The organism is Streptococcus anginosus, assembly GCF_900636475.1.
Taxonomy (GTDB): domain Bacteria; phylum Bacillota; class Bacilli; order Lactobacillales; family Streptococcaceae; genus Streptococcus; species Streptococcus anginosus.
In genome coordinates this window covers 1,717,742-1,744,683 of sequence record NZ_LR134283.1, presented here as the reverse complement: position 1 = coordinate 1,744,683, position 26,942 = coordinate 1,717,742, and the positions used below count along the sequence as shown (strand labels likewise).

28 protein-coding genes and 2 tRNA genes are annotated in these 26,942 nt (G+C 40.3%); 6 read left to right on the top strand and 24 right to left on the bottom strand.

The genetic code is table 11. The annotated features are described in order from the left end of the window. Positions 1-38: 38 nt before the first annotated feature. The 4 genes from radA to EL079_RS08700 all read right to left on the bottom strand — a co-directional run bounded on the left by radA (position 39) and on the right by EL079_RS08700 (position 3,897). Positions 39-1,457, bottom strand: coding sequence for a DNA repair protein RadA (gene radA, locus EL079_RS08715; RefSeq protein ID WP_108720868.1), 1,419 nt, complete (start codon positions 1,455-1,457; stop codon positions 39-41). After that, entirely contained in the window at positions 1,417-1,860 is a 444-nt protein-coding gene (locus EL079_RS08710; protein WP_003032208.1) for a dUTP diphosphatase, read from the bottom strand. Before EL079_RS08710 ends, radA begins: the two co-directional genes overlap by 41 nt. Before the next feature lie 93 nt (positions 1,861-1,953). After that, a complete protein-coding gene (locus EL079_RS08705; protein WP_003032205.1) occupies positions 1,954-2,985 on the bottom strand; it encodes a S66 family peptidase in 1,032 nt (343 codons plus the stop codon). A gap of 222 nt (positions 2,986-3,207) precedes the next feature. After that, positions 3,208-3,897, bottom strand: coding sequence for a gamma-glutamyl-gamma-aminobutyrate hydrolase family protein (locus EL079_RS08700; RefSeq protein WP_026248191.1), 690 nt, complete (start codon positions 3,895-3,897; stop codon positions 3,208-3,210). A 252-nt stretch (positions 3,898-4,149) separates the two neighbouring features. Here EL079_RS08700 and EL079_RS08690 point away from each other — a divergent pair, with 252 nt between their 5' ends. Both EL079_RS08690 and galU read left to right on the top strand, forming a co-directional pair. Next, on the top strand, positions 4,150-5,166 hold the full coding sequence (locus EL079_RS08690; RefSeq protein ID WP_003032228.1) for an NAD(P)H-dependent glycerol-3-phosphate dehydrogenase: 1,017 nt from the start codon (positions 4,150-4,152) through the stop codon (positions 5,164-5,166). Positions 5,167-5,194: 28 nt separating this feature from the next. Continuing rightward, complete coding sequence (gene galU / locus EL079_RS08685; RefSeq protein WP_003032212.1) at positions 5,195-6,094, top strand: UTP--glucose-1-phosphate uridylyltransferase GalU; 900 nt, start codon at positions 5,195-5,197, stop codon at positions 6,092-6,094. A 557-nt stretch (positions 6,095-6,651) separates the two neighbouring features. On the opposite strand, the gene EL079_RS08680 is transcribed toward galU, so the two are convergent. Genes EL079_RS08680 through tsaB form a run of 5 tightly spaced genes read right to left on the bottom strand, consistent with a single transcriptional unit; the run spans position 6,652 to position 9,789 of the window. Beyond that, the gene (locus EL079_RS08680) at positions 6,652-6,975 is read right to left on the bottom strand and encodes an AzlD domain-containing protein (protein WP_018543598.1); all 324 of its coding nucleotides are present in this window, start codon (positions 6,973-6,975) and stop codon (positions 6,652-6,654) included. Then, positions 6,965-7,660 (bottom strand): AzlC family ABC transporter permease, encoded by a 696-nt coding sequence (locus tag EL079_RS08675; RefSeq protein WP_003032243.1) that lies wholly within the window; start codon positions 7,658-7,660, stop codon positions 6,965-6,967. Before EL079_RS08675 ends, EL079_RS08680 begins: the two co-directional genes overlap by 11 nt. 2 nt (positions 7,661-7,662) lie before the next feature. After that, on the bottom strand, positions 7,663-8,676 hold the full coding sequence (gene tsaD / locus EL079_RS08670) for a tRNA (adenosine(37)-N6)-threonylcarbamoyltransferase complex transferase subunit TsaD (RefSeq protein ID WP_003032215.1): 1,014 nt from the start codon (positions 8,674-8,676) through the stop codon (positions 7,663-7,665). Then, a complete protein-coding gene (rimI, locus tag EL079_RS08665; protein WP_003032237.1) occupies positions 8,669-9,109 on the bottom strand; it encodes a ribosomal protein S18-alanine N-acetyltransferase in 441 nt (146 codons plus the stop codon). Before rimI ends, tsaD begins: the two co-directional genes overlap by 8 nt. Further along, positions 9,106-9,789 (bottom strand): tRNA (adenosine(37)-N6)-threonylcarbamoyltransferase complex dimerization subunit type 1 TsaB, encoded by a 684-nt coding sequence (gene tsaB / locus EL079_RS08660; protein ID WP_003032202.1) that lies wholly within the window; start codon positions 9,787-9,789, stop codon positions 9,106-9,108. Before tsaB ends, rimI begins: the two co-directional genes overlap by 4 nt. A gap of 278 nt (positions 9,790-10,067) precedes the next feature. Between tsaB and EL079_RS08655 the strand changes: the two genes are divergently transcribed. Next, positions 10,068-10,298 carry a DNA-directed RNA polymerase subunit epsilon gene (locus EL079_RS08655; protein ID WP_020999859.1) on the top strand — a complete coding sequence of 77 codons (231 nt, stop codon included), beginning with the start codon at positions 10,068-10,070 and terminating at the stop codon, positions 10,296-10,298. A 3-nt stretch (positions 10,299-10,301) separates the two neighbouring features. Then, positions 10,302-11,984 (top strand): ribonuclease J1, encoded by a 1,683-nt coding sequence (gene rnjA, locus EL079_RS08650; protein WP_003032229.1) that lies wholly within the window; start codon positions 10,302-10,304, stop codon positions 11,982-11,984. Positions 11,985-12,201: 217 nt separating this feature from the next. Here the strand turns inward: rnjA and gap are convergent, their stop codons facing one another. The 11 genes from gap to rsgA form a co-directional block, all read right to left on the bottom strand. Then, positions 12,202-13,209, bottom strand: coding sequence for a type I glyceraldehyde-3-phosphate dehydrogenase (gap, locus tag EL079_RS08645; protein WP_003026445.1), 1,008 nt, complete (start codon positions 13,207-13,209; stop codon positions 12,202-12,204). Positions 13,210-13,453: 244 nt separating this feature from the next. Then, complete coding sequence (gene fusA / locus EL079_RS08640; RefSeq protein ID WP_003026447.1) at positions 13,454-15,535, bottom strand: elongation factor G; 2,082 nt, start codon at positions 15,533-15,535, stop codon at positions 13,454-13,456. Positions 15,536-15,935: 400 nt separating this feature from the next. Further along, positions 15,936-16,406, bottom strand: a complete 471-nt coding sequence (gene rpsG, locus EL079_RS08635) for a 30S ribosomal protein S7 (RefSeq protein WP_003026449.1) — start codon at positions 16,404-16,406, stop codon at positions 15,936-15,938. A 19-nt stretch (positions 16,407-16,425) separates the two neighbouring features. After that, positions 16,426-16,839 (bottom strand): 30S ribosomal protein S12, encoded by a 414-nt coding sequence (gene rpsL, locus EL079_RS08630; protein WP_003026451.1) that lies wholly within the window; start codon positions 16,837-16,839, stop codon positions 16,426-16,428. A gap of 201 nt (positions 16,840-17,040) precedes the next feature. Continuing rightward, positions 17,041-17,595 (bottom strand): hypothetical protein, encoded by a 555-nt coding sequence (locus tag EL079_RS08620; RefSeq protein ID WP_003032238.1) that lies wholly within the window; start codon positions 17,593-17,595, stop codon positions 17,041-17,043. Positions 17,596-17,608: 13 nt separating this feature from the next. After that, complete coding sequence (gene purR, locus EL079_RS08615; RefSeq protein WP_003026455.1) at positions 17,609-18,427, bottom strand: pur operon repressor; 819 nt, start codon at positions 18,425-18,427, stop codon at positions 17,609-17,611. A gap of 91 nt (positions 18,428-18,518) precedes the next feature. Further along, on the bottom strand, positions 18,519-19,463 hold the full coding sequence (locus EL079_RS08610) for a 3'-5' exoribonuclease YhaM family protein (RefSeq protein ID WP_003032242.1): 945 nt from the start codon (positions 19,461-19,463) through the stop codon (positions 18,519-18,521). After that, complete coding sequence (locus EL079_RS08605) at positions 19,453-20,709, bottom strand: DNA recombination protein RmuC (protein ID WP_003032218.1); 1,257 nt, start codon at positions 20,707-20,709, stop codon at positions 19,453-19,455. The genes EL079_RS08610 and EL079_RS08605 overlap by 11 nt, the downstream gene beginning before the upstream one ends. A gap of 1 nt (position 20,710) precedes the next feature. Then, positions 20,711-21,343 carry a thiamine diphosphokinase gene (locus EL079_RS08600; protein ID WP_003032213.1) on the bottom strand — a complete coding sequence of 211 codons (633 nt, stop codon included), beginning with the start codon at positions 21,341-21,343 and terminating at the stop codon, positions 20,711-20,713. Then, complete coding sequence (gene rpe / locus EL079_RS08595) at positions 21,336-21,995, bottom strand: ribulose-phosphate 3-epimerase (protein WP_003026463.1); 660 nt, start codon at positions 21,993-21,995, stop codon at positions 21,336-21,338. Before rpe ends, EL079_RS08600 begins: the two co-directional genes overlap by 8 nt. 12 nt (positions 21,996-22,007) lie before the next feature. Beyond that, a complete protein-coding gene (gene rsgA, locus EL079_RS08590; protein WP_003032224.1) occupies positions 22,008-22,886 on the bottom strand; it encodes a ribosome small subunit-dependent GTPase A in 879 nt (292 codons plus the stop codon). A 112-nt stretch (positions 22,887-22,998) separates the two neighbouring features. Here rsgA and EL079_RS08585 point away from each other — a divergent pair. Both EL079_RS08585 and EL079_RS08580 read left to right on the top strand, forming a co-directional pair. Continuing rightward, positions 22,999-23,081: transfer RNA gene (locus EL079_RS08585), tRNA-Leu, on the top strand. Positions 23,082-23,206: 125 nt separating this feature from the next. Next, a tRNA-Ser gene (locus tag EL079_RS08580) sits at positions 23,207-23,295 on the top strand. A 59-nt stretch (positions 23,296-23,354) separates the two neighbouring features. On the opposite strand, the gene rsmA is transcribed toward EL079_RS08580, so the two are convergent. The 4 genes from rsmA to EL079_RS08555 all read right to left on the bottom strand — a co-directional run bounded on the left by rsmA (position 23,355) and on the right by EL079_RS08555 (position 26,894). Continuing rightward, the gene (gene rsmA / locus EL079_RS08575) at positions 23,355-24,230 is read right to left on the bottom strand and encodes a 16S rRNA (adenine(1518)-N(6)/adenine(1519)-N(6))-dimethyltransferase RsmA (protein WP_003032206.1); all 876 of its coding nucleotides are present in this window, start codon (positions 24,228-24,230) and stop codon (positions 23,355-23,357) included. 18 nt (positions 24,231-24,248) lie between these two features. Further along, the gene (locus EL079_RS08570; RefSeq protein ID WP_003026469.1) at positions 24,249-24,965 is read right to left on the bottom strand and encodes a hypothetical protein; all 717 of its coding nucleotides are present in this window, start codon (positions 24,963-24,965) and stop codon (positions 24,249-24,251) included. After that, positions 24,955-25,536, bottom strand: a complete 582-nt coding sequence (gene rnmV / locus EL079_RS08565; RefSeq protein ID WP_003032230.1) for a ribonuclease M5 — start codon at positions 25,534-25,536, stop codon at positions 24,955-24,957. The genes EL079_RS08570 and rnmV overlap by 11 nt, the downstream gene beginning before the upstream one ends. A 581-nt stretch (positions 25,537-26,117) precedes the next feature. Then, on the bottom strand, positions 26,118-26,894 hold the full coding sequence (locus EL079_RS08555) for a TatD family hydrolase (RefSeq protein ID WP_003032209.1): 777 nt from the start codon (positions 26,892-26,894) through the stop codon (positions 26,118-26,120). Positions 26,895-26,942 lie beyond the last annotated feature (48 nt).

Below are 26,942 nucleotides of genomic sequence, written 5' to 3'. Positions count from 1 at the left end.
CTGTCTCACCTATCAATTCAATGATTAGTTACACTAACTTACCCAAACACCTTCTTCAACACTTCACCAATCGTTGTCACACCAATAACTTCAATAGTTTCGGGAATGTTCAACCCGTTCAGAGAGTTTTTAGGAGCGTAAACTTTGGTGAAGCCCAGCTTAGCAGCTTCATTGATACGCTGCTCAATGCGATTGACACGGCGGATTTCGCCCGTCAGACCGATTTCACCAATAAAACATTCTTGTGGATTCGTTGGCAAATCTTTATAACTAGAAGCAATTGCGACAGCAACAGCTAAGTCAATGGCTGGCTCATCCAATTTGACACCGCCTGCTGACTTGAGGTAGGCATCTTGATTTTGCAATAATAACCCTGCTCGCTTTTCCAAAACAGCCATAATCAGACTAGCACGATTGAAATCCAATCCTGTCGTTGTCCGCTTGGCATTGCCAAACATGGTCGGCGTCACCAAAGCCTGCACTTCCGCAAGGATTGGACGCGTCCCCTCCATAGTCACCACGATAGAAGAGCCTGTCGCTCCATCTAAACGCTCCTCTAAGAAAACCTGGCTAGGATTGAGTACTTCAACCAGACCACCTGACTGCATTTCAAAAATACCGATTTCATTCGTAGAGCCGAAGCGGTTTTTAACCGCTCGCAAAATACGAAAAGTATGTTGACGCTCACCCTCAAAATAAAGTACTGTATCCACCATATGTTCCAAAGTTCTAGGTCCAGCCAGAGTGCCCTCTTTCGTCATATGACCGACGATAAAGGTGGCAATATTGTTGGTCTTTGCCAGCTGCATCAGCTCCGCTGTCACTTCTCGCACTTGCGAAACCGACCCTTGCACGCTGGAAATTTCTGGCGATAGAATCGTCTGAATGGAATCTATAATCAAAAAATCTGGTTTGATTTTTTCAATCTCAGCACGAATACTCTGCATATTGGTCTCAGCATAGAGATAAAACTCACTGTCAATATCGCCTAAACGTTCCGCGCGCAGCTTAATCTGCTCGGCAGACTCTTCCCCACTGACATACAAGACCGTTCCTTTGTGAGAGAGTTGGGTCGAAACCTGCAATAAAAGGGTAGATTTCCCAATACCTGGGTCTCCTCCGATTAGAACTAAACTTCCTGGCACCACGCCACCGCCCAAGACGCGGTTAAACTCTTCCATATCTGTCTTGGTACGGTTGACATTGATAGAAGTCACCTCTGCTAACTTCATCGGTCGACTTTTTTCCCCTGTCAGAGAAACACGCGCATTCTTAACCTCCGTAACTTCGACCTCTTCGACAAAGGACGACCAAGCCCCACAGTTAGGACAACGCCCCAGATACTTGGGCGAATGGTATTCACAATTTTGACAAACAAATGTCGTTTTTTTCTTGGCTATGATAGATTCCTCTTTCTTAATGCCCCGTGCTTCCAAAACCACCTGTCCGCACACCATCTGCTTCATCATTATCAGCAAGCAAGAACGGCGCAAAGACAGCTTGAACGATACGATCTTCTTCTTCTAAAACCACTTCTTGATCTGTAATGTTCTGCATTTGCGCAAAAATGTGCCCTTCATTTCCCGGATTGCCATAGTAATCCCCGTCAATAACGCCCACAGAGTTAATCAAAACCAATCCTTTTTTACGTGGATTAGATGAACGATCATAAAGATAAAGCACCTCACCAGCCTGCATATAGGCCTTGACACCTGTCGGCACCAACTTAATCTCTTTTGGCGCAATCACTGTACGCTCTGCCACTTTTAAGTCATAACCAGCCGCATGAGCCGTCTCACGCTTTGGCAGTAAATTTTTATTTTTAAAGCTTGAAACAAGCTCAAAACCACGAATTCGCATATTTTTCTCTTTTCTACATTTGCTTCCCCTATTATACTAAATTCGTAAACAACACGCAAAATGCAGGTCATTCTTCAACCTGCACTTTTGAAGTTATTTCAGTTCATTCAAAAATCGAATGACTTGCTCGTTGGCATCCACCTCAGCTTTCACTCCAAAAGGAACAATTGCTCTTGGGGTAGCATGTCCAACATTTAAGTTATATAAAATAGGAATATCTGTATCAATGACATCAAGCAGGATTTGTTTATATTCTCCATAATAAGTTTCATCCATTGGTTTTCCGACAAGAATCCCATTTAAAACAGAAAAAATCCCTGTCGCCTTTAAGGCTTCTAGCATTTTTCGATATAAAATTGGTTCTGGTTTTTCCTCACTGGTTTCCAACAAAAGAATTTTTCCTTCCCATTCTGAAAGACTAGGAAAGAGCTGATATTGTGCACACAATTCAATGGCACCTTCATATCTTTCATCAAATATCTGATAGAGCGACTCCAAACAGCCTCCTAAAATTTCCCCTTCAAATATTGCCTTCCCTTTCAGCAATTCAAAGCCTTGATTTTCATGACGAGTCCGCTTCGTTCCTAAGGCTTTTTCACTAAAATCCGTCCTCTCATCATACCAGACATTGCTCGGTCTGATTTCTGAGATAGTCCCTGTTCCAATCAGTTCCTTAAAATATGAAAGCGTATAAGGCAGCATTTCTTCCTCTAACTCACAAACATCAGCAAGAAATGACTGACCATAAAAAGTCTTCACTCCCAACTTATGGAGCATGAAGTGATTCATGGTAGTGTCTGAAAAACCTAAAAATACTTTCTGATTCACAACCTTTTTTAATTGGTTATCTTCAAACAAATAGGGTAGCAATCGATACGTATCATCTCCACCAATAGCACATAAAATCATATCAATTGAAGGATCTTCAAAAGCTTGAATCAAATCTTGCGCTCTCGATTCAGGATGGTCTTTCAGATAATCCATTCCTCTTTGTGCGTTCTCTGAAAACATCACTTCAAGTCCCAAGTCTTTTAAACGCTTTAATCCTAGATCAACCTCATGCCTAACGAAACTTTCTCCTATAATCCCGCTTGATAGACTAACGATTCCAACGTTCTTTATCATCCTATTTCCTCCTTAATCAATGATTTGAAATATTATATCATAAACTAACAGGAATAACGAATGACTGTTCACAAAACAAAAAGACCACCTCTTTGGTGGCCCTTATAGGGAGATTATTATGAAAAAGTTTTAGGATTTCATCAAATAAAGTTAGGAGGTCTTCATTTGATAATATTATTATAAAACGATTTTCTTAAATGAAGCTTAAGCCGTATTTCAAATTTACAATTTCTGCAAAAGATACTGAAAAAGTTCTAGATTCCCTTTTTCTTCATTGATTAAAAACTCTAGGTGCCATTGAAGCCCAATGATCCGACTATCATCTAGCGACTCAATCGCTTCAATGGTTTTATCCCTAGGATCAAAAGCTGTTGCACGAAAATTCGGTGCCAAATCTTTAATACTTTGTCGGTGGACAGAGTTGATCTGGCTAGCACGACCAAACAACTCTTCAACAATGCTGCCTTTTTCAGTTTGAATAGAGTAAGAAGTTCCAAAAGGTAAGCCCTGCCAATGGTTGTCAATATGCTGGTTGAGCGTTCCACCAAAAGCAACATTGACCAACTGCAAGCCTCGGCAAATTGCCATAATTGGTTTTTCTTGTCGAATAGTTTCTGCTAACAGAGCCAGCTCAAATTCGTCTCGCACCATATTGTAATCATCACTCTCAATCGCCTGCTTTTCTCCATAAAAAGTGGGATGCACATGTTGTCCCCCGGACAAAATCAATTTATCAATACTTTCAACATAATCCCTCACCAAACTTTTGTCACCAACAGGGATAATCATAGGCAATCCACCAGCGATTTTGATACTCTCAGCAAATTTACTAGAAACGGACGAGTGAATATTTTTACCTTCCTTATCAACAGGACAAAGATTAGCAGTCACTCCAACAATCGGTCTGCTCATACGATTCCCCCCCTCATTGATATACACAATCATACCACTTCCTCTACCTGCCGTCCAATTGATTTTTTTAAAGGGTGTGATAAATAGCTTTTATACTAGCCACAATTCCTGCCTCATTACACTCTTTTTATGCACTTTAATTAGACTTTATTCTTATAAAATAATAACTTATAAAAACAAGCTACTACTAAACAAGAAATTTATCGCTTTCTATGGTAAAATGAAATTAGAAAACTCTATAAGGAGAAGAACATGGAAAAACAAACAGTTGCTGTTTTAGGCCCTGGTTCATGGGGTACTGCCTTGGCACAAGTATTAAATGACAACGGACATGAAGTTCGTATTTGGGGTAATATTGCCGAACAAATTACTGAAATCAACGAGCACCACACTAACAAACGTTATTTTAAAGATATTGTTCTTGATGAAAAAATTACAGCGTATTACGACTTAAAAGGAACCCTTGACGGCGTGGATGCCATTCTCTTCGTCGTTCCAACCAAGGTTACACGTCTTGTAGCCAAACAAGTCGCCGAGGTGCTGGATCACCCAGTTAAAATCATGCATGCTTCAAAAGGTCTGGAACCTGATACCCATAAGCGACTCTCCATGATTTTAGAGGAAGAATTGCCTGAACAATTCCGTAGCGAAATCGTCGTTGTTTCTGGTCCCAGCCATGCTGAGGAAACTATCGTTCGCGACATTACTCTCATCACAGCAGCTTCAAAAGACTTAGAAACAGCTAAATACGTCCAAAATCTTTTCAGCAATCACTACTTCCGTCTCTACACCAATACAGATGTCATCGGTGTGGAAACAGCGGGCGCACTCAAAAACATCATTGCGGTCGGAGCAGGGGCTCTTCACGGTCTTGGCTATGGTGACAATGCCAAAGCCGCTATTATCACGCGTGGCTTAGCAGAAATCACCCGTCTCGGTGTCAAACTCGGTGCCAGTCCTTTAACATATAGCGGTTTATCCGGAGTGGGAGATTTAATTGTCACAGGAACCTCCGTTCACTCACGCAATTGGCGCGCTGGTGATGCTCTTGGGCGCGGTGAAAAGTTAGAAGATATCGAAGCCAACATGGGCATGGTTATTGAAGGCATTTCCACTACCAGAGCTGCTTACGAACTCGCACAAGAATTAAACGTTTACATGCCCATTACCCAAGCCATTTATCATGTCATTTATGAAAACCTTAACATAAAAGATGCTATTTATGATATAATGAATAATGAATTCAAAGCTGAGAACGAATGGTCGTGATTAGCCATATTAAATAAGGAGTCGTTCTATGACAAAAGTAAGAAAAGCAGTCATTCCTGCTGCTGGACTTGGAACTCGTTTCTTGCCAGCAACCAAAGCGCTCGCCAAAGAAATGCTACCTATTGTTGACAAACCGACTATTCAATTTATCGTCGAAGAAGCATTAAAATCTGGTATCAAAGACATCTTAGTCGTAACTGGCAAATCCAAACGATCTATTGAAGACCACTTTGATTCAAATTTTGAATTGGAGTACAACCTCAAAGAAAAAGGTAAATCTGATCTTTTAAAACTCGTAGATGAAACGACTGGCATTGGTCTTCACTTCATTCGCCAAAGTCATCCACGCGGACTTGGCGATGCCGTTTTACAAGCCAAGGCATTCGTTGGTAACGAACCCTTTGTCGTTATGCTAGGTGATGATCTGATGGGCATTACAAACGACAAAGCAGTTCCGCTAACCAAACAGTTAATGAATGATTACGAAGAAACACACGCTTCAACTATTGCTGTCATGAAAGTGCCACACGACGAAGTTTCTTCTTACGGTGTTATTAATCCACAAGGTGAAGGAGTAAATGGGCTCTACAGCGTGGAGACCTTTGTTGAAAAGCCAAAACCAGAAGACGCACCAAGTGATCTCGCCATTATCGGACGCTACCTACTGACGCCTGAAATCTTCTCCATCTTGGAAACACAAAAGCCAGGTGCCGGAAATGAAATCCAGCTAACAGATGCTATTGATACTCTCAACAAAACACAAAGAGTATTCGCTCGTGAGTTCACAGGTGATCGTTATGATGTCGGCGACAAATTTGGCTTTATGAAAACATCTATTGACTATGCCCTCAAACATCCTCAAATCAAAGACGATATGAAACAATACATTATTGAGTTAGGCAAGAAATTAGACAAAAAAGAAAACTAACAGATAGCTGTGATGGGTGGCACCTATTCCTAATCAATTGTTCCAAGGAACTCTAATCGATTAAAATCAAAAGTGCTTTTCCAATCACTACATTTGTTGGGAAAACAATAGCTTGTAAAAAGTTTGGGATAAAAAGATTTCAATTTTTAAAAATCTTAATTATTAAGCCCTTCAAATCTATAATTAAATGCGAAAAGCGAACAAAGCAGAATTCTGATTACCAGAAAACTAGTTTTGTTCGCTTTTTATACTTGAGGTCGGACTTTTGTCCCTGCCTTACTTTTTGATATCCAAAATTCTTAACGAAGTAGATAATTGCTCAAAGAACTGACTTGAGGTTATAGATAGAGTTTGCGAAGTAAGTCTCAATACTGCTAAAAGCCCCTTTGGAAATGAAAATAGTAACCGCAAATCTACTTTATAACAAGCTCTCATCCTGCTCAATCTAAATAAAAAGCTCATTAAAATCCTGAATGGTCTGTTTTAGGTCTTAAACGGTCATTTTTAACTAAAACTCCGCCTTAGTGATTTCCTAAGACAGAGTTATTTCTATAAATTTAAAAGATGAATCGCAAACCAGCCACCAATACCACACCAAAAATCACAGTTACCACTAAGTTACGATAGCGAAAAGCAATATAAATTGTTGGAAAAACAGCTATTAAATCTAGCCATTTGAAGGTTGGCAACTGTCCTACTCCTCCCTTGGTAATGCTGGATAAAATCAACGCAAAAACAATAGAGACCGGTAAATATTGCAAGAAACGTTCTATAATCTTAGGTAACCCGCGATATTTTACCAATATAAACGGAGTAAGCCGTGATAACCATGTCACCAAAGCTGAGAGAAGAATGGCGACAAATATATAATTATTTATCATCTAGCATTACCCCCGCAGCACAGCCTAATAAGGTCGACATTAAAACAGCTAAAGACGAAGAAACAAGCATGCTTAAAGCATAGAACGATAACGCTACCACAGACAACATCACTAATAGTTTTTGAAATTTTGTTTTATGTAACATCACTAAAAATTGGGAAGAAAAAATCCCAATAAACATACCAACCAGCGCAAAATCCAAGCCAAACATTTCTGGATTTGGCAATAGACTTCCTAATGTCGTTCCGACTACAGATCCGACGAACCAAGTGAGATAGCTCGTAATGTTATTGCCGTACATCCATTGAAGCGAAATATATTTTGTATGGACGTGCTCACTTAGTAAAACGCCGTATGTTTCATCTGTCAAGAGTATTCCGATACCAATATTTTGCAAGAGACTTGCATGCCGAAAAAAAGTAGATGTATGAAGACCTAGCAAAAATAGACGCAAATTGATTAAAAAAACTGTCAGAGCAATAGCTGTTACCGGGGCGTGAATCGCAAGAAGTGCTAGCATAGCAAACTGAGCACTTCCTGCATAGACTAAACTGCTCATCAGTACCATCTCAAGAGGACTGACATAAGAAGCACCAATAATTCCACAAGCTAGTCCAATACTAACATACCCAAGAGCCGTTGGCATCGCTGCCTTAGCCCCATCCTTAAAACTTTTTCCTATCATATTTATTCTTCCATTGTGTCAAATGCCAGACTTGGCTTAGCATTCAAGCTCAATGTTGCAAGATTCCCTTTATTCCACTCGCTGACACTCGCATAAGCAATCATTCCTGCATTGTCCCCACAGAGACGCAAAGGCGGTATGATTACCTTGATATCTGTCATTTCAGCTACTAAACGTTCACGTAAACCTTGATTAGCAGCAACACCGCCCGCAACGACTAAGGTCTTAACAGGATATTTCTCCAAAGCTTTTTTTGTTTTTGCCATGAGAATATCTAAAACAGCAGCTTGAAAACTAGCAGCCAAATTTTCTTTTGACAAACTTTCACCCCTTTGCTCTGCATTGTGACAGAGGTTGATAAAGGCAGACTTCAACCCAGAAAAGGAAAATTCCAAATTATCCTCTTTGATCATCGCCCTCGGAAAATCATAAATATCTTGTCCTTTATGGGCCAATTCATCTATCTCACGCCCTGCTGGATAAGTCAAGCCCATCACGCGACCAACTTTATCATAAGCTTCTCCAACTGCATCATCGCGTGTTTCCCCGACAATCTGATAATCACCGGCTTCGCTGACATAAACCAACTCAGTATGCCCCCCGCTGACTAATAACGCTAAAAGAGGGTATTCTAATTTCTCAACACTTTGAGCCGCCATAAGATGACCTGCCATATGATTGACAGGAATAAGCGGTAAATGATGTGCCCACGCAAAAGACTTAGCAGCTGCCAGTCCGACTAAGAGGGCGCCTACGAGCCCTGGTCCATAAGTTACTGCTACTGCGGTCACCTCTTTTTCTGTAATACCGGCCTTCGCAAGAGCTTCCTCAATGCAAGCCGTGATAACTTCCACATGGTGACGGCTAGCCACTTCCGGTACCACGCCACCAAAACGTTTATGGCTCTCAATCTGGCTGGCAATAACATTGGATAAGAGTTCAGCGTCATTCTTTAAAACTGCCACGCTAGTCTCATCGCAGGACGTCTCAAAAGCTAAAATATATCTATCATTCATAGTTTTCCCTTTTCATTACAATCGCATTTTCCACTGGCTCATGATAGTAATTCTTGCGCCGAGCGATTTCTATAAATTTCTCTTTTTGGTAAAACAGCAGAGCTGCTTTGTTAGATTCTCGCACTTCGAGGAAAATCTCTTTGTCAATTGGCAGATGTTCAAACAAAGCGGTCGCAATTTTCTTTCCTTGATAGGCTTTCTTAACCGCAATTTGTAAAACTTCTGCTTCAAAGTCTGACTCTTGAAAAGTCAGAAACCCGATTAAATTTTGGGCTTCTAAAGCCAAAACATAAACCGACAAAGGATTTTGTAAATCTTTCTCAATCTGCTCTATATTCCAAGGACTGACAGCATACACATCTTTCAATACTTGGTAAATCTGCTCTGCTAAATCAGCAACCTGCTTTTTTTCATCTTTTTTAATCTCAATCATAAGCGCTTGATGTAAGAATCGTTCGTTTCTTGATGGTTTTTGAGCCAATTCTCTTCTGCTTCCACTCGCCTGAGGTAATTCGGCACGAAATCATGAACAGAGCGAGCTAATAGTTGCAGACCGATTTTAGCAAGGAGCACAGCGCTTGGCAGGGTTGCTTTGATAACAGCTGCTGGCAAAGCGGATTGAATCTGCTCCACAAAATTTTCCACTTCCCCTACAAAAGTTACCTGAGAGGCAGACTTGGCTCTTTCTAACACTTCTTCAAAAGATAAATGAGCTTCCGGCTGAGTTGCTCTGCCATTTTCATAAAAACCAGCATAGACATGATTGCGTCTAGCATCCATGAGAGGAATGACCAAGCCGTCAACGTCCTCTGGCACCAGAATTCGCAAGCTAGAAACTCCCACCAAATCTATTTTAAGCGTATGTGCCAACGTTTTGGCTGTTGCCACAGCAATCCGCAAACCTGTATAACTACCAGGACCTTCTGCGACCACAATGCGCTCTAAATCGCTTGGCTTTAAATCCAAATTTTCCATTAAAAAATCAATAGCCGGCATCAATGTAACGCTATGATTTTTCTTGATATTGACTGTCATCTCAGCAAGCAACTTATCATCTTCTAAAATCGCAATCGCGAGTGCATTGCTGGATGTGTCAAAAGCTAAAACTTTCATTTCTATCTTTCCTTCGTGATAATCTACCTCCTATTATACTACAAAAAAATACGGATTGCCTCAATATGATTTCCAAAAAAACAAGACCTTTTGAAAATCGTTTTCCTAGTTTTTCTCACTTCTTTCTTTTACTAAATAACCTTTTTATGATATAATGATTATAATTGTAACGTATCAAAGTCAATTTATTACCCAGAAAATCAAATAGATGGAGACCGCCCTTGAAAATAAGGTGGCTATTTTCTGGTAGATTGATCATGAATGAGAAAGGAATTGAAATGATTTACAAAGTTTTTTATCAAGAAACAAAAGAACGCAATCCACGTCGGGAAAACACGCATTCTCTCTACTTGGATATTGACGCCAAAGACGAACTAGAAGGACGCATCAAAGCCCGGAAACTCGTCGAAGAAAAAACACCTTATAATGTTGAATTGATTACACTTTTGTCTGACAAACATTTAGAATACGAAAAAGAATCAGGCAACTTTACAATTACGGAGCTCTAAACCATGTCATATACTTTAAAACCCGAAGAAGTCGGTGTATTTGCCATTGGTGGTTTAGGAGAAATCGGAAAAAATACCTACGGGATTGAATACCAAGATGAGATTATCATCGTTGATGCAGGGATTAAATTTCCTGAAGACGACCTCTTAGGGATTGATTATGTCATTCCTGATTATTCTTATATCGTAGAAAATATTGACCGTATCAAAGGAGTCTTGATTACTCACGGTCACGAAGACCACATCGGAGGGATTCCCTTCCTTCTCAAGCAAGCAAATGTTCCCATTTATGCTGGACCACTTGCCCTTGCACTGATTCGTGGTAAATTGGAAGAGCACGGACTTTTACGTGACGCTAAACTCTACGAAATCAATCAAAATACCGAACTTCAATTTAAAAATTTAAAAGCAACCTTCTTCCGCACAACTCACTCTATCCCAGAGCCTTTGGGAATTGTCATCCACACACCCCAAGGGAAAATTGTTTGTACGGGTGACTTCAAGTTTGACTTTACCCCCGTTGGCGAGCCAGCAGATTTACATCGAATGGCAGCTCTTGGGGAAGATGGCGTTCTAGCACTTCTTTCTGATTCCACCAATGCAGAAATTCCAACTTTCACAAATTCCGAAAAAGTCGTTGGTCAATCTATCATGAAAATCATTGAAGGCATTCACGGGCGGATTATTTTTGCCTCCTTTGCCTCAAATATCTTCCGTCTTCAACAAGCTGCGGATGCTGCGGTTAAAACTGGGCGAAAAATTGCTGTTTTTGGACGCTCAATGGAAAAAGCCATTGTCAACGGAATTGAACTAGGTTATATCAAAACCCCAAAAGGAACCTTCATCGAACCAAACCAAATCAAAGACTATCCCGCAAATGAAATTCTAATCATGTGTACAGGAAGTCAAGGAGAGCCAATGGCAGCTCTTTCACGCATTGCGAATGGAACACATCGTCAAGTGCAGCTTCAACCAGGTGATACAGTGATTTTCTCTTCTAGTCCTATCCCTGGAAATACCACCAGTGTCAATAAGCTCATCAACACCATTTCAGAAGCTGGCGTTGATGTTATCCATGGAAAAATCAATAATATCCATACCTCTGGGCACGGAGGGCAACAAGAACAAAAACTCATGCTTCGCTTGATAAAACCGAAGTATTTCATGCCAGTCCATGGTGAATACCGCATGCAAAAAGTCCATGCCGGGCTTGCAATGGATACAGGTATCCCTAAAAAGAATATCTTTATCATGAGCAATGGAGACGTTTTAGCCCTAACTGCCAATTCTGCTCGCATTGCAGGAAGTTTTAATGCACAAGATATTTATGTTGATGGTAATCGTATCGGAGAAATCGGTGCCGCAGTCCTCCGTGACAGACGGGATCTTTCCGAAGATGGCGTTGTCCTTGCAGTAGCCACTGTTGACTTTAAATCCAAGATGATCTTAGCCGGTCCTGATATTCTCAGCCGCGGTTTCATCTATATGCGGGAATCAGGTGAACTGATCCGTCATAGCCAACGTATTCTTTTCAATGCGATACGTATTGCATTGAAAAATAAAGATGCTAGTATTCAGTCAGTCAATGGTGCCATCGTAAATGCTCTCCGACCATTTTTATACGAAAATACAGAGCGTGAGCCCATTATCATCCCAATGATTTTAACACCAGATGAAGAAGTCTAGCAATACAATCCTTACATAGTAAAAAAACAACTTGATTTGGGTAAAGTCAAGTTGTTTTTTTTGTAGCTTAAATGATGACAAGCAGTTAGTATAAGCTCCAAAAATTTATCAAAATTCCAATTTCACGCATATTCAACTCCCAACTTCCACAAGTCTGAGCCGAGGAGCGAATGACAACAAAAAAGAGAGGCGAACCTCTCTTCTCTATACTGATGAATTATTTAGCAATTTTTGCAAAGTATTCAAGAGTACGTACAAGTTGTGCAGTGTATGACATTTCGTTATCGTACCAAGATACAACTTTCACCAATTGTTTTCCGTCAACATCAAGAACTTTAGTTTGAGTTGCATCAAACAATGAACCGAATGACATACCTACGATATCTGAAGATACGATTGGATCTTCTGTGTAACCGTATGATTCGTTAGCTGCTGCTTTCATAGCTGCATTTACTTCATCAACAGTTACATTCTTTTCAAGAACAGCAACCAATTCAGTAACCGATCCAGTTGGAGTTGGAACACGTTGAGCTGAACCATCAAGTTTACCGTTCAATTCTGGGATAACAAGACCGATAGCTTTAGCAGCACCAGTTGAGTTAGGAACGATGTTTGCAGCACCAGCACGAGCACGGCGAAGATCACCTTTACGATGTGGACCGTCAAGGATCATTTGGTCACCAGTGTAAGCGTGGATTGTTGTCATCAAACCTTCAACGATACCGAAGTTGTCTTGAAGTGCTTTAGCCATTGGAGCCAAGCAGTTTGTAGTACATGAAGCACCTGAAATAACTGTTTCAGTACCATCAAGAACATCGTGGTTAGTGTTAAATACGATTGTTTTAACATCGTTTCCGCCAGGAGCAGTGATAACAACTTTCTTAGCTCCACCTTTAAGGTGTTTTTCAGCTGCATCTTTCTTAGCAAAGAAGCCAGTTGCTTCCAAAACGATTTCTACACCGTCAGTAGCCCAGTCGATTTGTTCTGGGTCACGTTCAGCAGAAACTTTAACGAATTTACCGTTAACTTCGAATCCACCTTCTTTAACTTCCACAGTACCGTCGAAACGACCTTGAGTTGTGTCATATTTCAACAAATGTGCAAGCATAACTGGATCTGTAAGGTCGTTGATACGAGTAACTTCAACACCTTCTACGTTTTGGATACGACGGAATGCAAGACGACCGATACGACCGAAACCGTTAATACCAACTTTAACTACCATTCGTGATTTCCTCCTTATGAAAATCAAAAAATTTTTATGTGAAAAGAGTAACTTGAGTTGCTACAAATCACCTTTCAACATATCTATTATATACTTTATCCCTTAAAATTGCAACTGATTTCAGCATTATTAACAAGGAATATCATTTCTTTCAAAGATTTTCATTTCTCTTTCATTTCCGGAAGCTAAGTGGGAGATATGCAAAAAGCACCTGCTTGCGCAGGCGCTCCAAAATCAGCTTATCTTAAGCCTCACCTTTATTTTTCTTAATGATTTCTTCTTGTACTGACTTCGGTACATCTTCGTAGTGGTCAAATACCATCATGAAAGTACCGCGTCCTTGTGATGCTGAACGAAGAACTGTTGCATAACCGAACATTTCAGCAAGTGGAACATAGGCACGAACGATTTGGCTGTTACCATGAGCTTCCATACCATCAACACGTCCACGACGAGCTGTTACGTGTCCCATAACATCACCGAGGTTTTCTTCTGGTACAGTAATTGTAACAAGCATCATTGGTTCAAGAATGGTTGGTTGCGCAGTCTTAGCAGCTTCTTTAAGAGCAAGAGAGGCAGCAACTTTAAAGGCTGTTTCAGATGAGTCGACATCGTGGTATGAACCATCATACAGTTTTGCCTTCACGTCAACGATTGGGTAACCAGCAAGAACACCATTTGCCATTGACTCAATCAAACCTTTTTCTACAGCTGGGATGAATTCACGTGGAACGACACCACCAACGATAGCATTTTCAAACTCGAATCCTTTTCCTTCTTCATTTGGAGTAAATTCAATCCAAACATCACCGAATTGACCTTTACCACCTGATTGGCGTTTGAAGAATCCACGTGCTGATGTTTGTGCACGGAAAGTTTCACGATAAGATACTTGAGGAGCACCTACGTTTGCTTCAACTTTGAATTCACGACGCATACGGTCTACGAGGACATCCAAGTGAAGCTCACCCATACCAGAGATAACTGTTTCACCAGTTTCAACGTTTGTTTCAACGCGGAATGTTGGGTCTTCTTCAGCCAATTTTTGAAGGGCAATACCCATCTTATCTTGGTCAGCTTTTGACTTAGGTTCAACCATCAATTGGATAACTGGTTCTGGAACTTCGATCGATTCAAGGATAATTTTTGCCTTTTCATCTGTCAATGAGTCACCAGTTGTAGTATCTTTCAAACCAACAGCTGCAGCAATGTCACCAGAGTAAACTGTTTCGATTTCATTCCGGTGGTTAGCGTGCATTTGCAGGATACGTCCAATACGTTCACGTTTTCCTTTAGAAGTATTCAAAACGTATGAACCTGAGTTCAAGACACCTGAGTACACACGGAAGAAAGTCAAACGACCAACAAATGGGTCTGTCATAATCTTGAAAGCAAGTGCTGCAAATGGTTCGTCATCAGATGCAGGACGAGTTTCTTCTTCTTCAGTATCTGGGTTTACACCCTTGATAGCTGGAATGTCAAGTGGGCTTGGAAGGTAGTCAATAACTGCATCAAGCATCATTTGAACACCTTTGTTCTTGAAGGCAGAACCAGCAAGAACTGGGAAGAATTCAACATTGATAGTTGCTTTACGGATGGCAGCTTTTAGTTCTGCTTCAGTAATTTCTTCACCTTCAAGGTATTTCATCATCAAGTCTTCATCAGTTTCAGCAACTGCTTCTACTAATTTTTCACGCCATTCTTGGGCTTGTTCAAGATAATCCGCTGGAATATCTTCTTCAAGAATATCTGTTCCAAGGTCATTTGTATAGATTTCGGCTTTCATGCGAACCAAGTCAATGATACCACGGAAATCATCTTCTGCACCAATCGGCAATTGAATTGGGTGAGCATTTGCTTGAAGACGATCGTGAAGAGTGCTTACTGAGTAAAGGAAGTCTGCACCGATTTTATCCATTTTGTTAGCAAATACGATACGTGGAACACCATATTCAGTTGCTTGACGCCAAACTGTTTCCGTTTGAGGTTCAACACCTGATTGTGAGTCAAGGACAGTTACGGCACCATCCAATACACGAAGGGAACGTTGTACTTCAATTGTGAAGTCCACGTGTCCTGGTGTGTCGATAATGTTGACACGGTAATCTTTCCATTGTGCTGTTGTTGCAGCAGATGTAATAGTAATACCACGTTCTTGTTCTTGTTCCATCCAGTCCATTTGTGAAGCACCTTCGTGTGTTTCACCAATTTTATGGATTTTACCGGTATAGTAAAGAATACGTTCAGTCGTTGTTGTTTTACCAGCATCGACGTGAGCCATGATACCGATGTTACGAGTTTTTTCAAGTGAAAATTCGCGAGCCATTTGGTTATTTCTCCTATTATTTTATTTACAGTTTATTATAACATATTTTAAGAAAAGCGAGTAGGCAAATCCTACCCGCTCCTCCTGAAGTTTTTGTAATTGATTGGGTTAAGTGCAATGCCTAACGCTTTTACGATCCTAACAATTTTGATTAAGCTAAAAATCTAAAGAGAAAGATAGATCTCATTGGTTGCAATCGCAACCTGCTTCGATTTCCTATTTTCTCTTGGACTCTTTTAACGCTTTCGTATCTTAAACTTGAGTTCGGACTAAAATCTCAAAAACTCAATTGAACTCGGGCTAAAAGCTCGGAAAATAGATAAACTTTCCTAGAATCTCTGATTCTTCGTCAAGTTTCCTAATTTTCTGTTGCTTTTTTAACGCCCTTAGTATCTTAATCTTACCAACGGAAGTGAGCAAAAGCACGGTTAGCTTCAGCCATACGGTGAGTATCTTCACGTTTTTTAACAGCTGCACCAGTATTGTTAGCTGCATCCATGATTTCTTTTGCAAGGCGATCTTGCATAGTGTGTTCTCCACGTGAACGTGAAATAGTTACCAACCAACGAAGTCCAAGAGTTGTACGACGTTCTGGACGAACTTCAACTGGGACTTGGTAGTTAGAACCACCAACACGGCGAGCACGTACTTCAAGTACAGGCATGATATTTTCCATAGCTGTTTCAAATACTTCAAGTGCATCATTTCCAGTAGCTTCTTTGATTTGTTCAAAAGCACCATATACGATTGAAGCTGCTGTACCACGTTTCCCATCAAGCATAACGCGGTTGATAAGACGTGTCACTAATTTTGAATTGTAGAGCGGATCTGGCAATACTTCGCGCTTAGGCGCACGGTTTTTACGACTCATTGATCTTTATCCCCTTTCCTTATGCTTTTGGTTTTTTCGTACCGTATTTAGAACGGCCTTGTTTACGATCAGTTACACCTGCAGTATCAAGTGCACCACGAACGATATGGTAACGTACCCCTGGAAGGTCTTTTACACGTCCACCACGAAGAAGCACAACACTGTGTTCTTGCAAGTTATGTCCGATACCTGGGATATAAGCAGTCACTTCAATCAAGTTGCTCAAACGTACACGAGCAAATTTACGAAGAGCTGAGTTAGGTTTTTTAGGTGTCATAGTACCAACACGAGTTGCAACACCACGTTTTTGTGGTGAGTTTTCACGAGTAGGTACACGTTTAAGACTATTATAACCAACGTTTAAAGCTGGTGATTTAGATTTTTCTACTTTTGATTTACGCGGTTTGCGAACCAATTGGTTAATTGTAGGCATCTACATTTCTCCTGTATTTTTTTAATTTTGGTGATGATACACTTGGTGACAGCTATCATCTGTGTGTACTTTTGCAACATTTGTCAGCACGTCTCTGTACACTTTTGAGAGACCAAAAGTAAAAAGTACCGTCTATTAGTATAACACGACGACACTTTCTTTGTCAATATATTTTTTATAGTTTTCTTATTGAAATCCCAGTTACTGCCCCGTAGTATTTGCGGCTGGAGTTTGAACTGAATTGGTCTCAGCCTGTCCTGTAGTAGCTGAAGTTGCTGGCGCTTGATAGGTTTGAGGATAAGTTTGTTGATAAGTTTGCCCTGCATCTGTTTGAGGCGTCACAGCATTTTGACTTTCTGTAGCAGCTGCTTCGCTAGCTGCACGCGCCGCAATCGCATCACTGACTGCCTTAATCCGCTGTTGAAATTGAGTCTTTTGTGTTTCGTCTTTTACCTTATCCACTTTTTCCTGAGCAGCTGTTACATTAGCTGTTGTCTGCTCCGCTTCCAGTTTTTTAACAGCCTCTTCTGCTTCTTGCACAATTTTCGCTTGTTCTTTTTTGTCCTTTTCTGCTTTCGACTCTGAAGGTTTTGACGTTGAAACTGTTCGTCTTACAGTCGGAGCGGCTGCACGCGCCGCGTCATCTTGCTTTTTAACGAAAAATAATCCCGCAGCAAGAATGAGTGCCAAAACTGTAACAATCGAAACTCTCAGCCACAAGGAGCTTTGATCCAATTTATCCAATATATTTTTCAAATTTTCACCTCATCTATTTGTCAAAAATATTGCCAACTTCTACGCTGATTTTGTTGGACTTCACATCAATAGCTGTCACTTTCAACAATGATTTGTAATCCAAATGTTCGCGTTCTGTCTGTGCATTTTCTGCAAAGACTGCTACACCAGCCAATTCCGAATCAAATTCTCGTAAAAGACTAATCATGCCATTGACTGTTCCGCCACCTTTTAAGAAATCATCTACGATTAACACACGACTTCCAGCTTTCAGGCTGCGTTTCGACAAAAACATTTTTTCAATACGGTCACCACTTGAACCAGACACATAATTGACACTAACCGTTGAACCCTCTGTGATTTTCAAGTCGCGGCGCACAATGACAAATGGAACATTTAACACATTTGCCACTGCATTTGCCAACGGTACTCCTTTTGTGGCAACAGTCATTACGGCATCAATTTTTTGATTTCGAAACGTCTTGGCAATAATGCGTCCAATGTTGTTTAAAATAGAAGGCGTACTCAGCAAATCCGATAAGTAAATGTAGCCACCGGGTAAAATTCGATTGCTTTCAGACAATTTCGTGCGGAGGTCTTCCACCATTGCTCTAGCTTCTTTATCCGAGATAGAAGGAGTAAAAATAACGCCTCCTCCTGCTCCTGTAATGGTTTCGATATGCCCGATTTCCATTTCTTCAAAAGCACGTTTGATAATGACAATATCTTCGGAAATGGAAGATTTTGCGGACTCATACTTCTCAGCAAATGTATTGAGACTTGTTAATTCGTACGGATGATTGATTAGGTAGTTAGAAATGACTACCATGCGTTCACTTCTTCTTAATTTCATTTTTTCACCAATTTATTTTATTTTCTTCATTATATCATAATCAACCCAAAAAACGAACATTATTTTTGCAATAACATTCGTTTTTCGCTTTTTACTTATCAAAATTAGGCTTATAGAAAGAGCGGTTGTCCATAGCAAAGATTCGATTGGTCATCTCACCCTCGCCAACCAAGGCTAGAGCCGAAGTCATCATCATCATTTCCGCATCTAAATTATCAATCATGTGGATAATTTCAGCTTCCATGATTTTTGGACGCACTGGACTACCGTATTCCAACAAACCGTGATGACTTAGCAAAACATGTCGCAGAACAATGACATCTTCTTTTGTGTCGTCAATTTTTAATTCTGCCAACACCTTTGTTATTTCTTCATCAATCAAAGCGATGTGTCCGATGAGATTGCCTCGAACGGTGTATTCTGTCTGTTCAGGACCCGTCAATTCCAGCACTTTTGCCAGATCATGCAACATAATCCCTGCAAACAAAAGACTTTTATTTAACTGCGGATAAATATCTCCGATGCTATCTGCCAGCCGCACCATAGTCGCAGTATGAAAAGCAAGTCCTGCCTCAAAAGCGTGGTGATTGGTTTTCGCTGCTGGATAGGAGTAAAATTCTTTATCGTATTTAGCATACAAAGCCCGTACCACACGCTGCCAAACTGGGTTTTCAATTTTGAAGATCATTTGTGACAGATATTCACGTAGTTCTTGGACATCAACTGGTGGTTTTTCCTTAAAATCAGCTGGATTGTTTGGCTCGCCAACTTTAGGCAATCGCAAGGTAATTTGATTGACTTGAGGGGTGTTGTTATACACTTCTCTGCGCCCTTGCATGTGCACGACTTTTCCAGCAGTAAATTCTTCTACATTGTGCGGTTGGGCATCCCATAATTTTCCTTCAATCGTTCCCGTATCATCTTGAAAGGTGAATGCCAAATAATTTTTTCCAGCTCTTGTCTGACGTAGTTCAGCGGATTTGATGAGATAAAATCCCTCAAACAACTCGTCTTTCTTCATTTGGTTAATCTTCATATTCTTCCTCTTCATCTTGGAAATCTAGCAGACCATTTAAGTCCGATTTGTCCGAAATTTCAATATGGCGCAAAGTTCGCTCGATAGCATTGGTTCTGCGCGTCAGCAATTCATCAATATTGCCAGAAGCGTGTTGCAAATGTTTTTGCGCCTTGAGCAAAATGCCACCAAATTTATTAAATTCTGATTTGACATTGCCCAAAACCTTGCTGATGTCATCTGCACTTCTTTGAATGTTGAGCGTTTTAAAACCGACCGAAAGCGAATTGAGTAGGGCAGACAACGTAGATGGTCCTGCAACCACAATCTGCTCGTCTCGACGCAAACTGTCAAAGAATTCCGGATTGCGAACGACTTCTGAATAAAGCCCTTCCGTTGGTAAAAACATCACGCCAAAGTTTGTTGTTGCAGGAGGCGCTAAGTATTTCTTATTGATGTCCTTGGCAAAACGTTTGACACTAGCCAACAAAGACTTGCGGTACAAATCAATCTCTTCTTTGTTTCCTGACTCATAAGCATCCTCTAAGCGATAGTAGTCAGCAAGCGGAAACTTGGAATCAATTGGCAAATAAATGTATTCTTTTTCTACTTGCCCCGGTAATTTAATCGCATACTCTACGCGTTCACTAGAGCCTGCAACTGTTGCAAATTCGCGTTCGTACTGGCTCGGTGTCATAATATCTTCAATAATCTGACCGAGTTGCAATTCACCTAAAATTCCACGCGTTTTGGTATTGGAGAGCACTTTATTTAGAGTGCCCACATCACGCGCTACATGTTGCATCTCGCCTAGACCACGATTGACTGATTCTAATTGTTTTGAAACTGTTTCAAAGGAGGCTTGCAATCTTGTTTGCAGTGTTTTCTCTAATTTTTCTTCCACCGTTTGGCGCATTTGTTCTAAACGACGGTCATTTGACTCCTGAATCTGACGCATTCGTTCGTCTGTCTTATCACGATTTTTGGTTAGATTCTCGCTTATCTCTAACCGCATTTCTGTTAAATTTCGATGTAAATCCGTGCGCACTTCTCCCAAACGATCTCCCAGAGCCAATTCCAGCTGTTGCTGTGCTAAAAGGCTCTGCTGCCGCTCCTGTTCAAAACGATAATCCAACTGATCAGATAACTGATCGGCTTGATCTTCAAAAATCTTTTTCTGTTGGTCTGTCTGTTGCTGATTCTTTTGCCACAAAAGAAAGGTCACAATAAGATTTCCCAACAATAAGAGGATGATTACAAACTCCATACTAACTCCTGTCTTTGCTATAAATGACAATAACATAACCTGATTGGCACTCTAAAAAAACGGGCTCATCTATAAATTCGTTAGAAGCATACACTTTTTTGAAAAAATAATTGGATTCATTTAAAGGATATTTGGCGCCTTCAATGGTCAAACGACCGTCATCCGCAGGCATAAAAGCTAAATAGTTCATACCAGCTACTGGCTTTACCTCGTGACGCCCTTGAGGGCAATAGCGGAGCTCATTTTGTGCATTGCACAGTCGAATTTGCTGCATATAAGGGACAATTTCTGGATTACTTGGCAAGAAAATATTTGCCAAAGTATGATCCAAGCGCCCGCCAAAAGCACCAAAAATTGTCACTTGCGCCTGTGGATAACGTGCAAAAACAACTTTAACCGCCAACTCTAAATCCGTATCATCTTTTTCAGGTTGTGCTCGAAGTACCTCTTTCGATTGAGAACAAATCAAAGCCAACTCTTCCTCCGAAACAGAATCAAAATCACCGACCGCTAAATCTGGGCAAATGCCTTGTTCAATGAGAAACAGGCTTCCCCCATCTACTCCGATAAAGAGGTCAAAATCCATTTGAAAGCTATCTATCGTCCCACCAGCAAAGAGAGCAATTTTAGTCATGCAATGCTTCTTTCAAGGTTTGAACCTGATGAGCTACATCACCTTTGAAAACGTAACTACCTGCTACAAAGACATTAGCACCAGCTTCTTTAGCAATGCCAATGGTTTCATCATCAATACCACCATCTACTTCAATATCAAAGTCTAGTTGGTTCACTTCTCTCAAAACGACTAATTCGCGTACTTTATCCATTGTTTCTGGTAGAAAAGCTTGTCCACCGAAGCCCGGATTGACAGTCATTACTAAGACTTGGTCAACTAGATTAAGTACGTTTTTCACCGCTTCAACAGGCGTTCCCGGATTGATAACAACACTTGCCTTGACACCAGCTGCCCGAATCTTTTGCAAAGCTCCGTGAATATGTGGTGTTGCTTCAGCGTGGATGCTGATAATATCTGCACCCGCACGAGCAAAATCTTCAATATGGTGTTCTGGATTGGAGACCATGAGATGACAATCAAACACCAACTTACTATGTGGTCGCATGCTCGCTACCACACCCGCACCGAAGCTGATATTGGGAACAAAATGTCCGTCCATAATATCAATATGAGCGTAATCTGCCCCTGTGGCTTCTAATTTTTTCAATTCTGATTCAAAATTAGCATAGTCTGCACTTAAAATAGACGGTGCAATTTTATATGATTTCATTTGGCTTCCTCCTCATTTAGGCTGCTTTTTAACTACTTTTTTATAGGTTTCACGACGATGTTCAATTTCACTCAAAAATTGCAGGTAATCTTCAAATCGAAAGGCTGCAATTGTTCCATTTTCAACAGCAGGTTTCACCGCACAATTCGGTTCATGCGTATGGGTACACGTTCGGAATTTACAGCTGCGACTGACTTCAGCAATTTCAGGAAATGCTCGGTTTAAATCCTCCGCATTGTCTACTTCGTAATCCAAGGAAGAAAATCCCGGAGTATCCGCAATTTTTCCTCCATTAAGATTATAAAAACTGACAGCTCGTGTCGTATGACGACCGCGACCTAAACTCTCTGAAATCTCACCCGTCTCTAACTGTAAATCCGGTGCAATTTTATTGAGCAAAGTGGATTTGCCAACTCCCGTCTGCCCCATGAAAACCGTCTTTTTACTTGTCAAAAATGGCAACAGTTCTGCGACTGTTTTGGCAGTATCATAACCAATCGCTTGGTAAACCTCAAGAAAAACATCTAACTCCTTGTCATCCTCCAACAAATCCAATTTGCTGATATAAATAATCGGATGAATGGCTTTCTGCTCCAAAAGAACTAAGAACCGATCCAAAAGATTAGAATTAAAATCTGGCTCTTTGGCACTCATTATCACGACAGCCTGATCGATATTAACAATAGGTGGACGTACCAGACTGTTTTTTCGCTCTGCTATTTTTAAAATGTATCCTTCAGAATCTTTCTCAGCAGAAAATTCGACCTCATCTCCCACATAGGGAGTTTGTCCTTTCTTGCGGAAATTTCCTCTGGCTCTGGTCTGATAAACCTTGCCTTCTGACTCTACATAATAGAAGCCGGCTAAGGCTTTCACAATTGTTCCTTTCAAATGGACTCCTTTAACGCTTAATAAGTTCATTATAACAAAAAAAAGCAGTATTTTGCTTTTTAGTGCAAAAAAATGATGAAAAACGTCGCCAATGTGGTATAATAGATACCGAGCGGAAATGGCGGAACGGCAGACGCGCATGCTTCAGGCGCATGTGTCCATTCGGACGTGAGGGTTCAAATCCCTTTTTCCGCATTTTTATTTTGTTAGGTGTTTTGGTATTGCAGCTTATGCTGCGCTTTGCTTTCTCGCCTAAAACGAAATAGCCTATTTTGAATGCTTCTATCGAGCCCATTCAAAAATTGCTTATTCTAAATTTTGGAAAGGTGGCCCAGCTTGGTACGGCACCGGACTCGAAATCCGGCAAATGGATTTTATTCATGCGCGGGTTCAAATCCCGTCCTTTCCTTATGAAAAACCTCACTAAGATGAACTTAGTGAGGCTTTTTGTTTACAATATTATTCAACTCATCTGAATCCCTCGTCATATAAGCTATCTGCTAAACGTGCAAATTCTTGCAAATTAAGCGCTTCTCCTCGTACACTTGGAGATAACTCAGCATTGTCCAAAGCGGACTCTAGCTTTGTTTTGACTTCATTAGACTTCCCAAAATAACTGGTCAGATTATTCCAGAGGGTTTTCCGGCGGTGGGTAAAACTAGCTTTTGAGACTTTGAAGAAGAAAGCTTCATCCTTGACCCCAACTGCTGGCTGGTCTCTGCGGACCATCTTGAGGATAGCCGAATCCACATTTGGAGCAGGAACAAAGACTGTTCGTGGTACGATAAAAGCGACCTTGGCGGTCATATAATACTGCACCGCTATTGACAAACTGCCATAAGATTTACTATTGGGCTGCGCCGAGATGCGATCAGCTACTTCTCGCTGCATCATCACAACAAATTCACTAAAAGGAATGCCGCTCTCAATCAAGTGCATGAGGATAGGAGTGGTAATGTAGTAGGGTAGGTTGGCCACCACTTTGATAGGAAGACTTGGATTGGCAAATTCCTTGATTCGGACTTGCAAGTCTGACTTAAGAATATCTTCATTGACCACGCACACATTGTCAAAATCCCGCAGAGTATCTGCCAAAATCGGCACCAAGCGCTCATCAATTTCAAAAGTCATAACTTCGGCTGCATTTTCTGCCAAAAACTCAGTTAGAGCTCCGATGCCTGGTCCGATTTCGATAACATTAACATTCTCATCAATCTCAGCTGTGTCCACAATTTTTTGTAAAATATTGGTATCGGTCAAGAAATTCTGACCGAATGATTTTTTAAAAGTAAAACCATGACGCTCAAGCACAGCTCGCGTCACACTATAATCCGCAATTCTCATAAATCTCTTTTCTATCTATTAGCTGAATAAAATATATAAAATTCGCATAATTCCCAGCACAAGCAAAATCCAAAATGCCAGATGAATACGGCGTTTAGTTTCTGTTGAAGTAGATTCAGTCACATCAGTCATTTGCTTGTTTTTTTGATTTTTACGTTTCTTAAACTCATCTTGGTAAGCAACCGAATTTAGAATATTATCTACTGGCAGCATGTCTGAAGCATAATCATCTGGGAAACCCATAGCTATCCCAAGCAAATCCTCGTCCGCTAAAGAAAAATCTAAATCTTCTGGTCGATTTTGCTGAATAGCTCGGACATTTTTTAAAAGTTTGTCAGAAGCAATAGGCAACTCGTCCATAGAAATAATTTCTAAAACGTCAAATCCTAGCGTATCGCCCTCTTTGATATTTGCAGTAATGTAACACACAAAGTCATCGTACAGTTGCAAAGTCTGTGGAGCATGCTGCTCTAAAAAGGAGCGATTGTGACGAGCATTCTGATGAAAGTTTTCATCAGAAAGAGCAATCCCCGTATCCTGTGTCCGATAAAATTCTTCTGTCTTCTCTTTATCTTCTTTTTCAAGCTCTTCTGCTTTTTGCCACAAATCAATAGCCGCTTGCAGCTCTTCTTCACCCCAAAATAGTTGCCAGAAATAAGGAATCGTATAAATTCCCTCCGCTAAAACACGTGTCTCATCTCCGTTTTTTAAATAAATATAGCTTCTATTTGCCATGTCGATTCCTTTCGTACTCTTTCATCACATTTTCAATATCTGTCAATCCAATCCCAAACAATTCTAGTCGTTTAAGCAACTGTTTTCCATTTGAATAGCCAATGCGGAGTTCTTCTCCTAAAAATTCACGACGTTTGCGGCTGTCATTGCCTGCCAGAAATCCTAAGCGAATCAAATCTGAACGTGTGATATCAAAATCAGTCGTTTTTTCAAAATTCTTAGTCACCTGCGAAAGAGCTATCCTCAAATCTTCATAAGAAGCATGCTCAATACCTAATGATTTTCCTTTACTTTTAGACTTGGGAGCTGCCTCATTGCGCTTTAAAAAAGCATGCTGAACGCTAGGAATCTCTGTCATAATCATTCTACGAATCCGCTCACCATTGACATCTGGATCGGTAAAAACGATCACTCCGTGCAAGTTATGGAGATGTTTGATGCGTTGAATGTCTTTTTGACAAATCGCAGACCCTCTCGTTTCATAAGTTTCTACGTCAAAGTATCTTTTAAGGTTAGCTGTATCATCTCGACCTTCTACAACGATGACTTGAGAAATTTTTATTTTTTCCATATTACTAGTTATTATCCAGAAATTTAGACAGCTTGATTCGCAAACAAATAGTATATGTTACTATCCACAAAACAAGCAAATACACAATGTTTACAACGATTTGTGTTTCATCTTTATACGCCAACATATATGGAGCTAAATTGCTTGCTAAATATTTAATACAACTTTCAAAACAATTGAGAAAACCCAATATATCAAATAAGTTTAGTATTTCAATAATGTTTTTGATTGCATCCCAAAATTTTAGTAAGGCATTTAGAGGCAGATACCAAAGTAATATATATATCATAGTTATTGGGTAACTCTTCATAATTTTAAAAAATTCATTTGATAGTAATTTAAAGAAAAAAGCATCGCTCCCACATAAATCATTGCATTCTTTATAACCAAATAAAAATTTTCTTACAGTTAAGACATCACGGCATCGATATATATACCAATAAATACTAATCCATATTAGTGTAATAATAGTTAATATTGGTTTTATCAAATTTCCAATAAAAAACGACATAACATATAAAATAACATATATAAGACCAAAATATAGATTAACTTTAAAAGTTGTATTAGTTTTCATCCAATTAAATATATTCAATTCCAAATATCCTTTCCGCATTGGCAGTTGTTATCGCTGCTAGCTCTTCTGTTGTCATCCCACGCAAATCAGCGATAAAGTCCACCACATAGCGAGTATAAGCCGTCCGATTTTCACTACCACGCTTTGGAACAGGAGCTAAGTAAGGTGCATCCGTTTCAACTAGGATTTTGTCCAAAGGCAGTTTTTGCGCAGCTTCCTGCACATCTACAGCTTTCTTAAACGTGACCACACCCGAAAATGAAATCATCATACCAAGTTGGATAAAGCACTCTGCCATTTCCAAAGAACCTGAATAAGAATGCATAATGCCCCCACGAGGACCCACACCCTCGCTTTTAATAATCTCATATGTGTCGTCCAAAGCATCACGAGTGTGCACTACAAAAGGCAAGTCCAAATCTTTTGACAACTGAATCTGCCGCCGAAAAACACGCTCTTGCGCTTCTTTCGGTGCTGTCATCCAATGATAGTCCAGACCAATCTCACCGAGGGCAATAACTTTGGGATCGTGCAAATGACTGATAAGCATGTCCTCAACTTCCTGCGTATAAGAACCTGCCTCCGTCGGGTGCCAGCCAATCGTACTGTAAAGTTCGTCATATTGACGAGACAGCGCTAGCGACTTTTCAATGGTTTCTGCATCAAAACCCACAATATTCATCTTAGTGACACCTAACTCGCGAGCAAAAGCAATTTCTTCAGCTTCTTTTCCTGCAAAATTATCCACGTTGAGGTGTGTATGTGTGTCAAAAATTTTCAAACTATATTTCCTCCTCATTCCTAAAAGTTCCCTAAGCCTTGAAAATCA

Bases quoted from the DNA above. Each gene is read 5' to 3' on its own strand.
- EL079_RS08675 (WP_003032243.1), bottom strand. From the start codon at position 7,660: ATGATAGGAAAAAGTTTTAAGGATGGGGCTAAGGCAGCGATGCCAACG.
- EL079_RS08655 (WP_020999859.1), top strand. From the start codon at position 10,068: ATGATTTACAAAGTTTTTTATCAAGAAACAAAAGAACGCAATCCACGT.
- EL079_RS08705 (WP_003032205.1), bottom strand. From the start codon at position 2,985: ATGATAAAGAACGTTGGAATCGTTAGTCTATCAAGCGGGATTATAGGA.
- tsaD (WP_003032215.1), bottom strand. From the start codon at position 8,676: ATGAATGATAGATATATTTTAGCTTTTGAGACGTCCTGCGATGAGACT.
- radA (WP_108720868.1), bottom strand. From the start codon at position 1,457: ATGGTGTGCGGACAGGTGGTTTTGGAAGCACGGGGCATTAAGAAAGAG.
- EL079_RS08605 (WP_003032218.1), bottom strand. From the start codon at position 20,709: ATGGAGTTTGTAATCATCCTCTTATTGTTGGGAAATCTTATTGTGACC.
- rpsL (WP_003026451.1), bottom strand. From the start codon at position 16,839: ATGCCTACAATTAACCAATTGGTTCGCAAACCGCGTAAATCAAAAGTA.
- EL079_RS08700 (WP_026248191.1), bottom strand. From the start codon at position 3,897: ATGAGCAGACCGATTGTTGGAGTGACTGCTAATCTTTGTCCTGTTGAT.
- rimI (WP_003032237.1), bottom strand. From the start codon at position 9,109: ATGATTGAGATTAAAAAAGATGAAAAAAAGCAGGTTGCTGATTTAGCA.
- EL079_RS08710 (WP_003032208.1), bottom strand. From the start codon at position 1,860: ATGCGAATTCGTGGTTTTGAGCTTGTTTCAAGCTTTAAAAATAAAAAT.
- fusA (WP_003026447.1), bottom strand. From the start codon at position 15,535: ATGGCTCGCGAATTTTCACTTGAAAAAACTCGTAACATCGGTATCATG.
- rnjA (WP_003032229.1), top strand. From the start codon at position 10,302: ATGTCATATACTTTAAAACCCGAAGAAGTCGGTGTATTTGCCATTGGT.
- EL079_RS08570 (WP_003026469.1), bottom strand. From the start codon at position 24,965: ATGGCAAATAGAAGCTATATTTATTTAAAAAACGGAGATGAGACACGT.
- rpe (WP_003026463.1), bottom strand. From the start codon at position 21,995: ATGAAATCATATAAAATTGCACCGTCTATTTTAAGTGCAGACTATGCT.
- purR (WP_003026455.1), bottom strand. From the start codon at position 18,427: ATGAAATTAAGAAGAAGTGAACGCATGGTAGTCATTTCTAACTACCTA.
- EL079_RS08600 (WP_003032213.1), bottom strand. From the start codon at position 21,343: ATGACTAAAATTGCTCTCTTTGCTGGTGGGACGATAGATAGCTTTCAA.
- EL079_RS08610 (WP_003032242.1), bottom strand. From the start codon at position 19,463: ATGAAGATTAACCAAATGAAGAAAGACGAGTTGTTTGAGGGATTTTAT.
- tsaB (WP_003032202.1), bottom strand. From the start codon at position 9,789: ATGAAAGTTTTAGCTTTTGACACATCCAGCAATGCACTCGCGATTGCG.
- rsmA (WP_003032206.1), bottom strand. From the start codon at position 24,230: ATGAGAATTGCGGATTATAGTGTGACGCGAGCTGTGCTTGAGCGTCAT.
- gap (WP_003026445.1), bottom strand. From the start codon at position 13,209: ATGGTAGTTAAAGTTGGTATTAACGGTTTCGGTCGTATCGGTCGTCTT.
- galU (WP_003032212.1), top strand. From the start codon at position 5,195: ATGACAAAAGTAAGAAAAGCAGTCATTCCTGCTGCTGGACTTGGAACT.
- rnmV (WP_003032230.1), bottom strand. From the start codon at position 25,536: ATGGAAAAAATAAAAATTTCTCAAGTCATCGTTGTAGAAGGTCGAGAT.
- rpsG (WP_003026449.1), bottom strand. From the start codon at position 16,406: ATGAGTCGTAAAAACCGTGCGCCTAAGCGCGAAGTATTGCCAGATCCG.
- EL079_RS08680 (WP_018543598.1), bottom strand. From the start codon at position 6,975: ATGATAAATAATTATATATTTGTCGCCATTCTTCTCTCAGCTTTGGTG.
- EL079_RS08690 (WP_003032228.1), top strand. From the start codon at position 4,150: ATGGAAAAACAAACAGTTGCTGTTTTAGGCCCTGGTTCATGGGGTACT.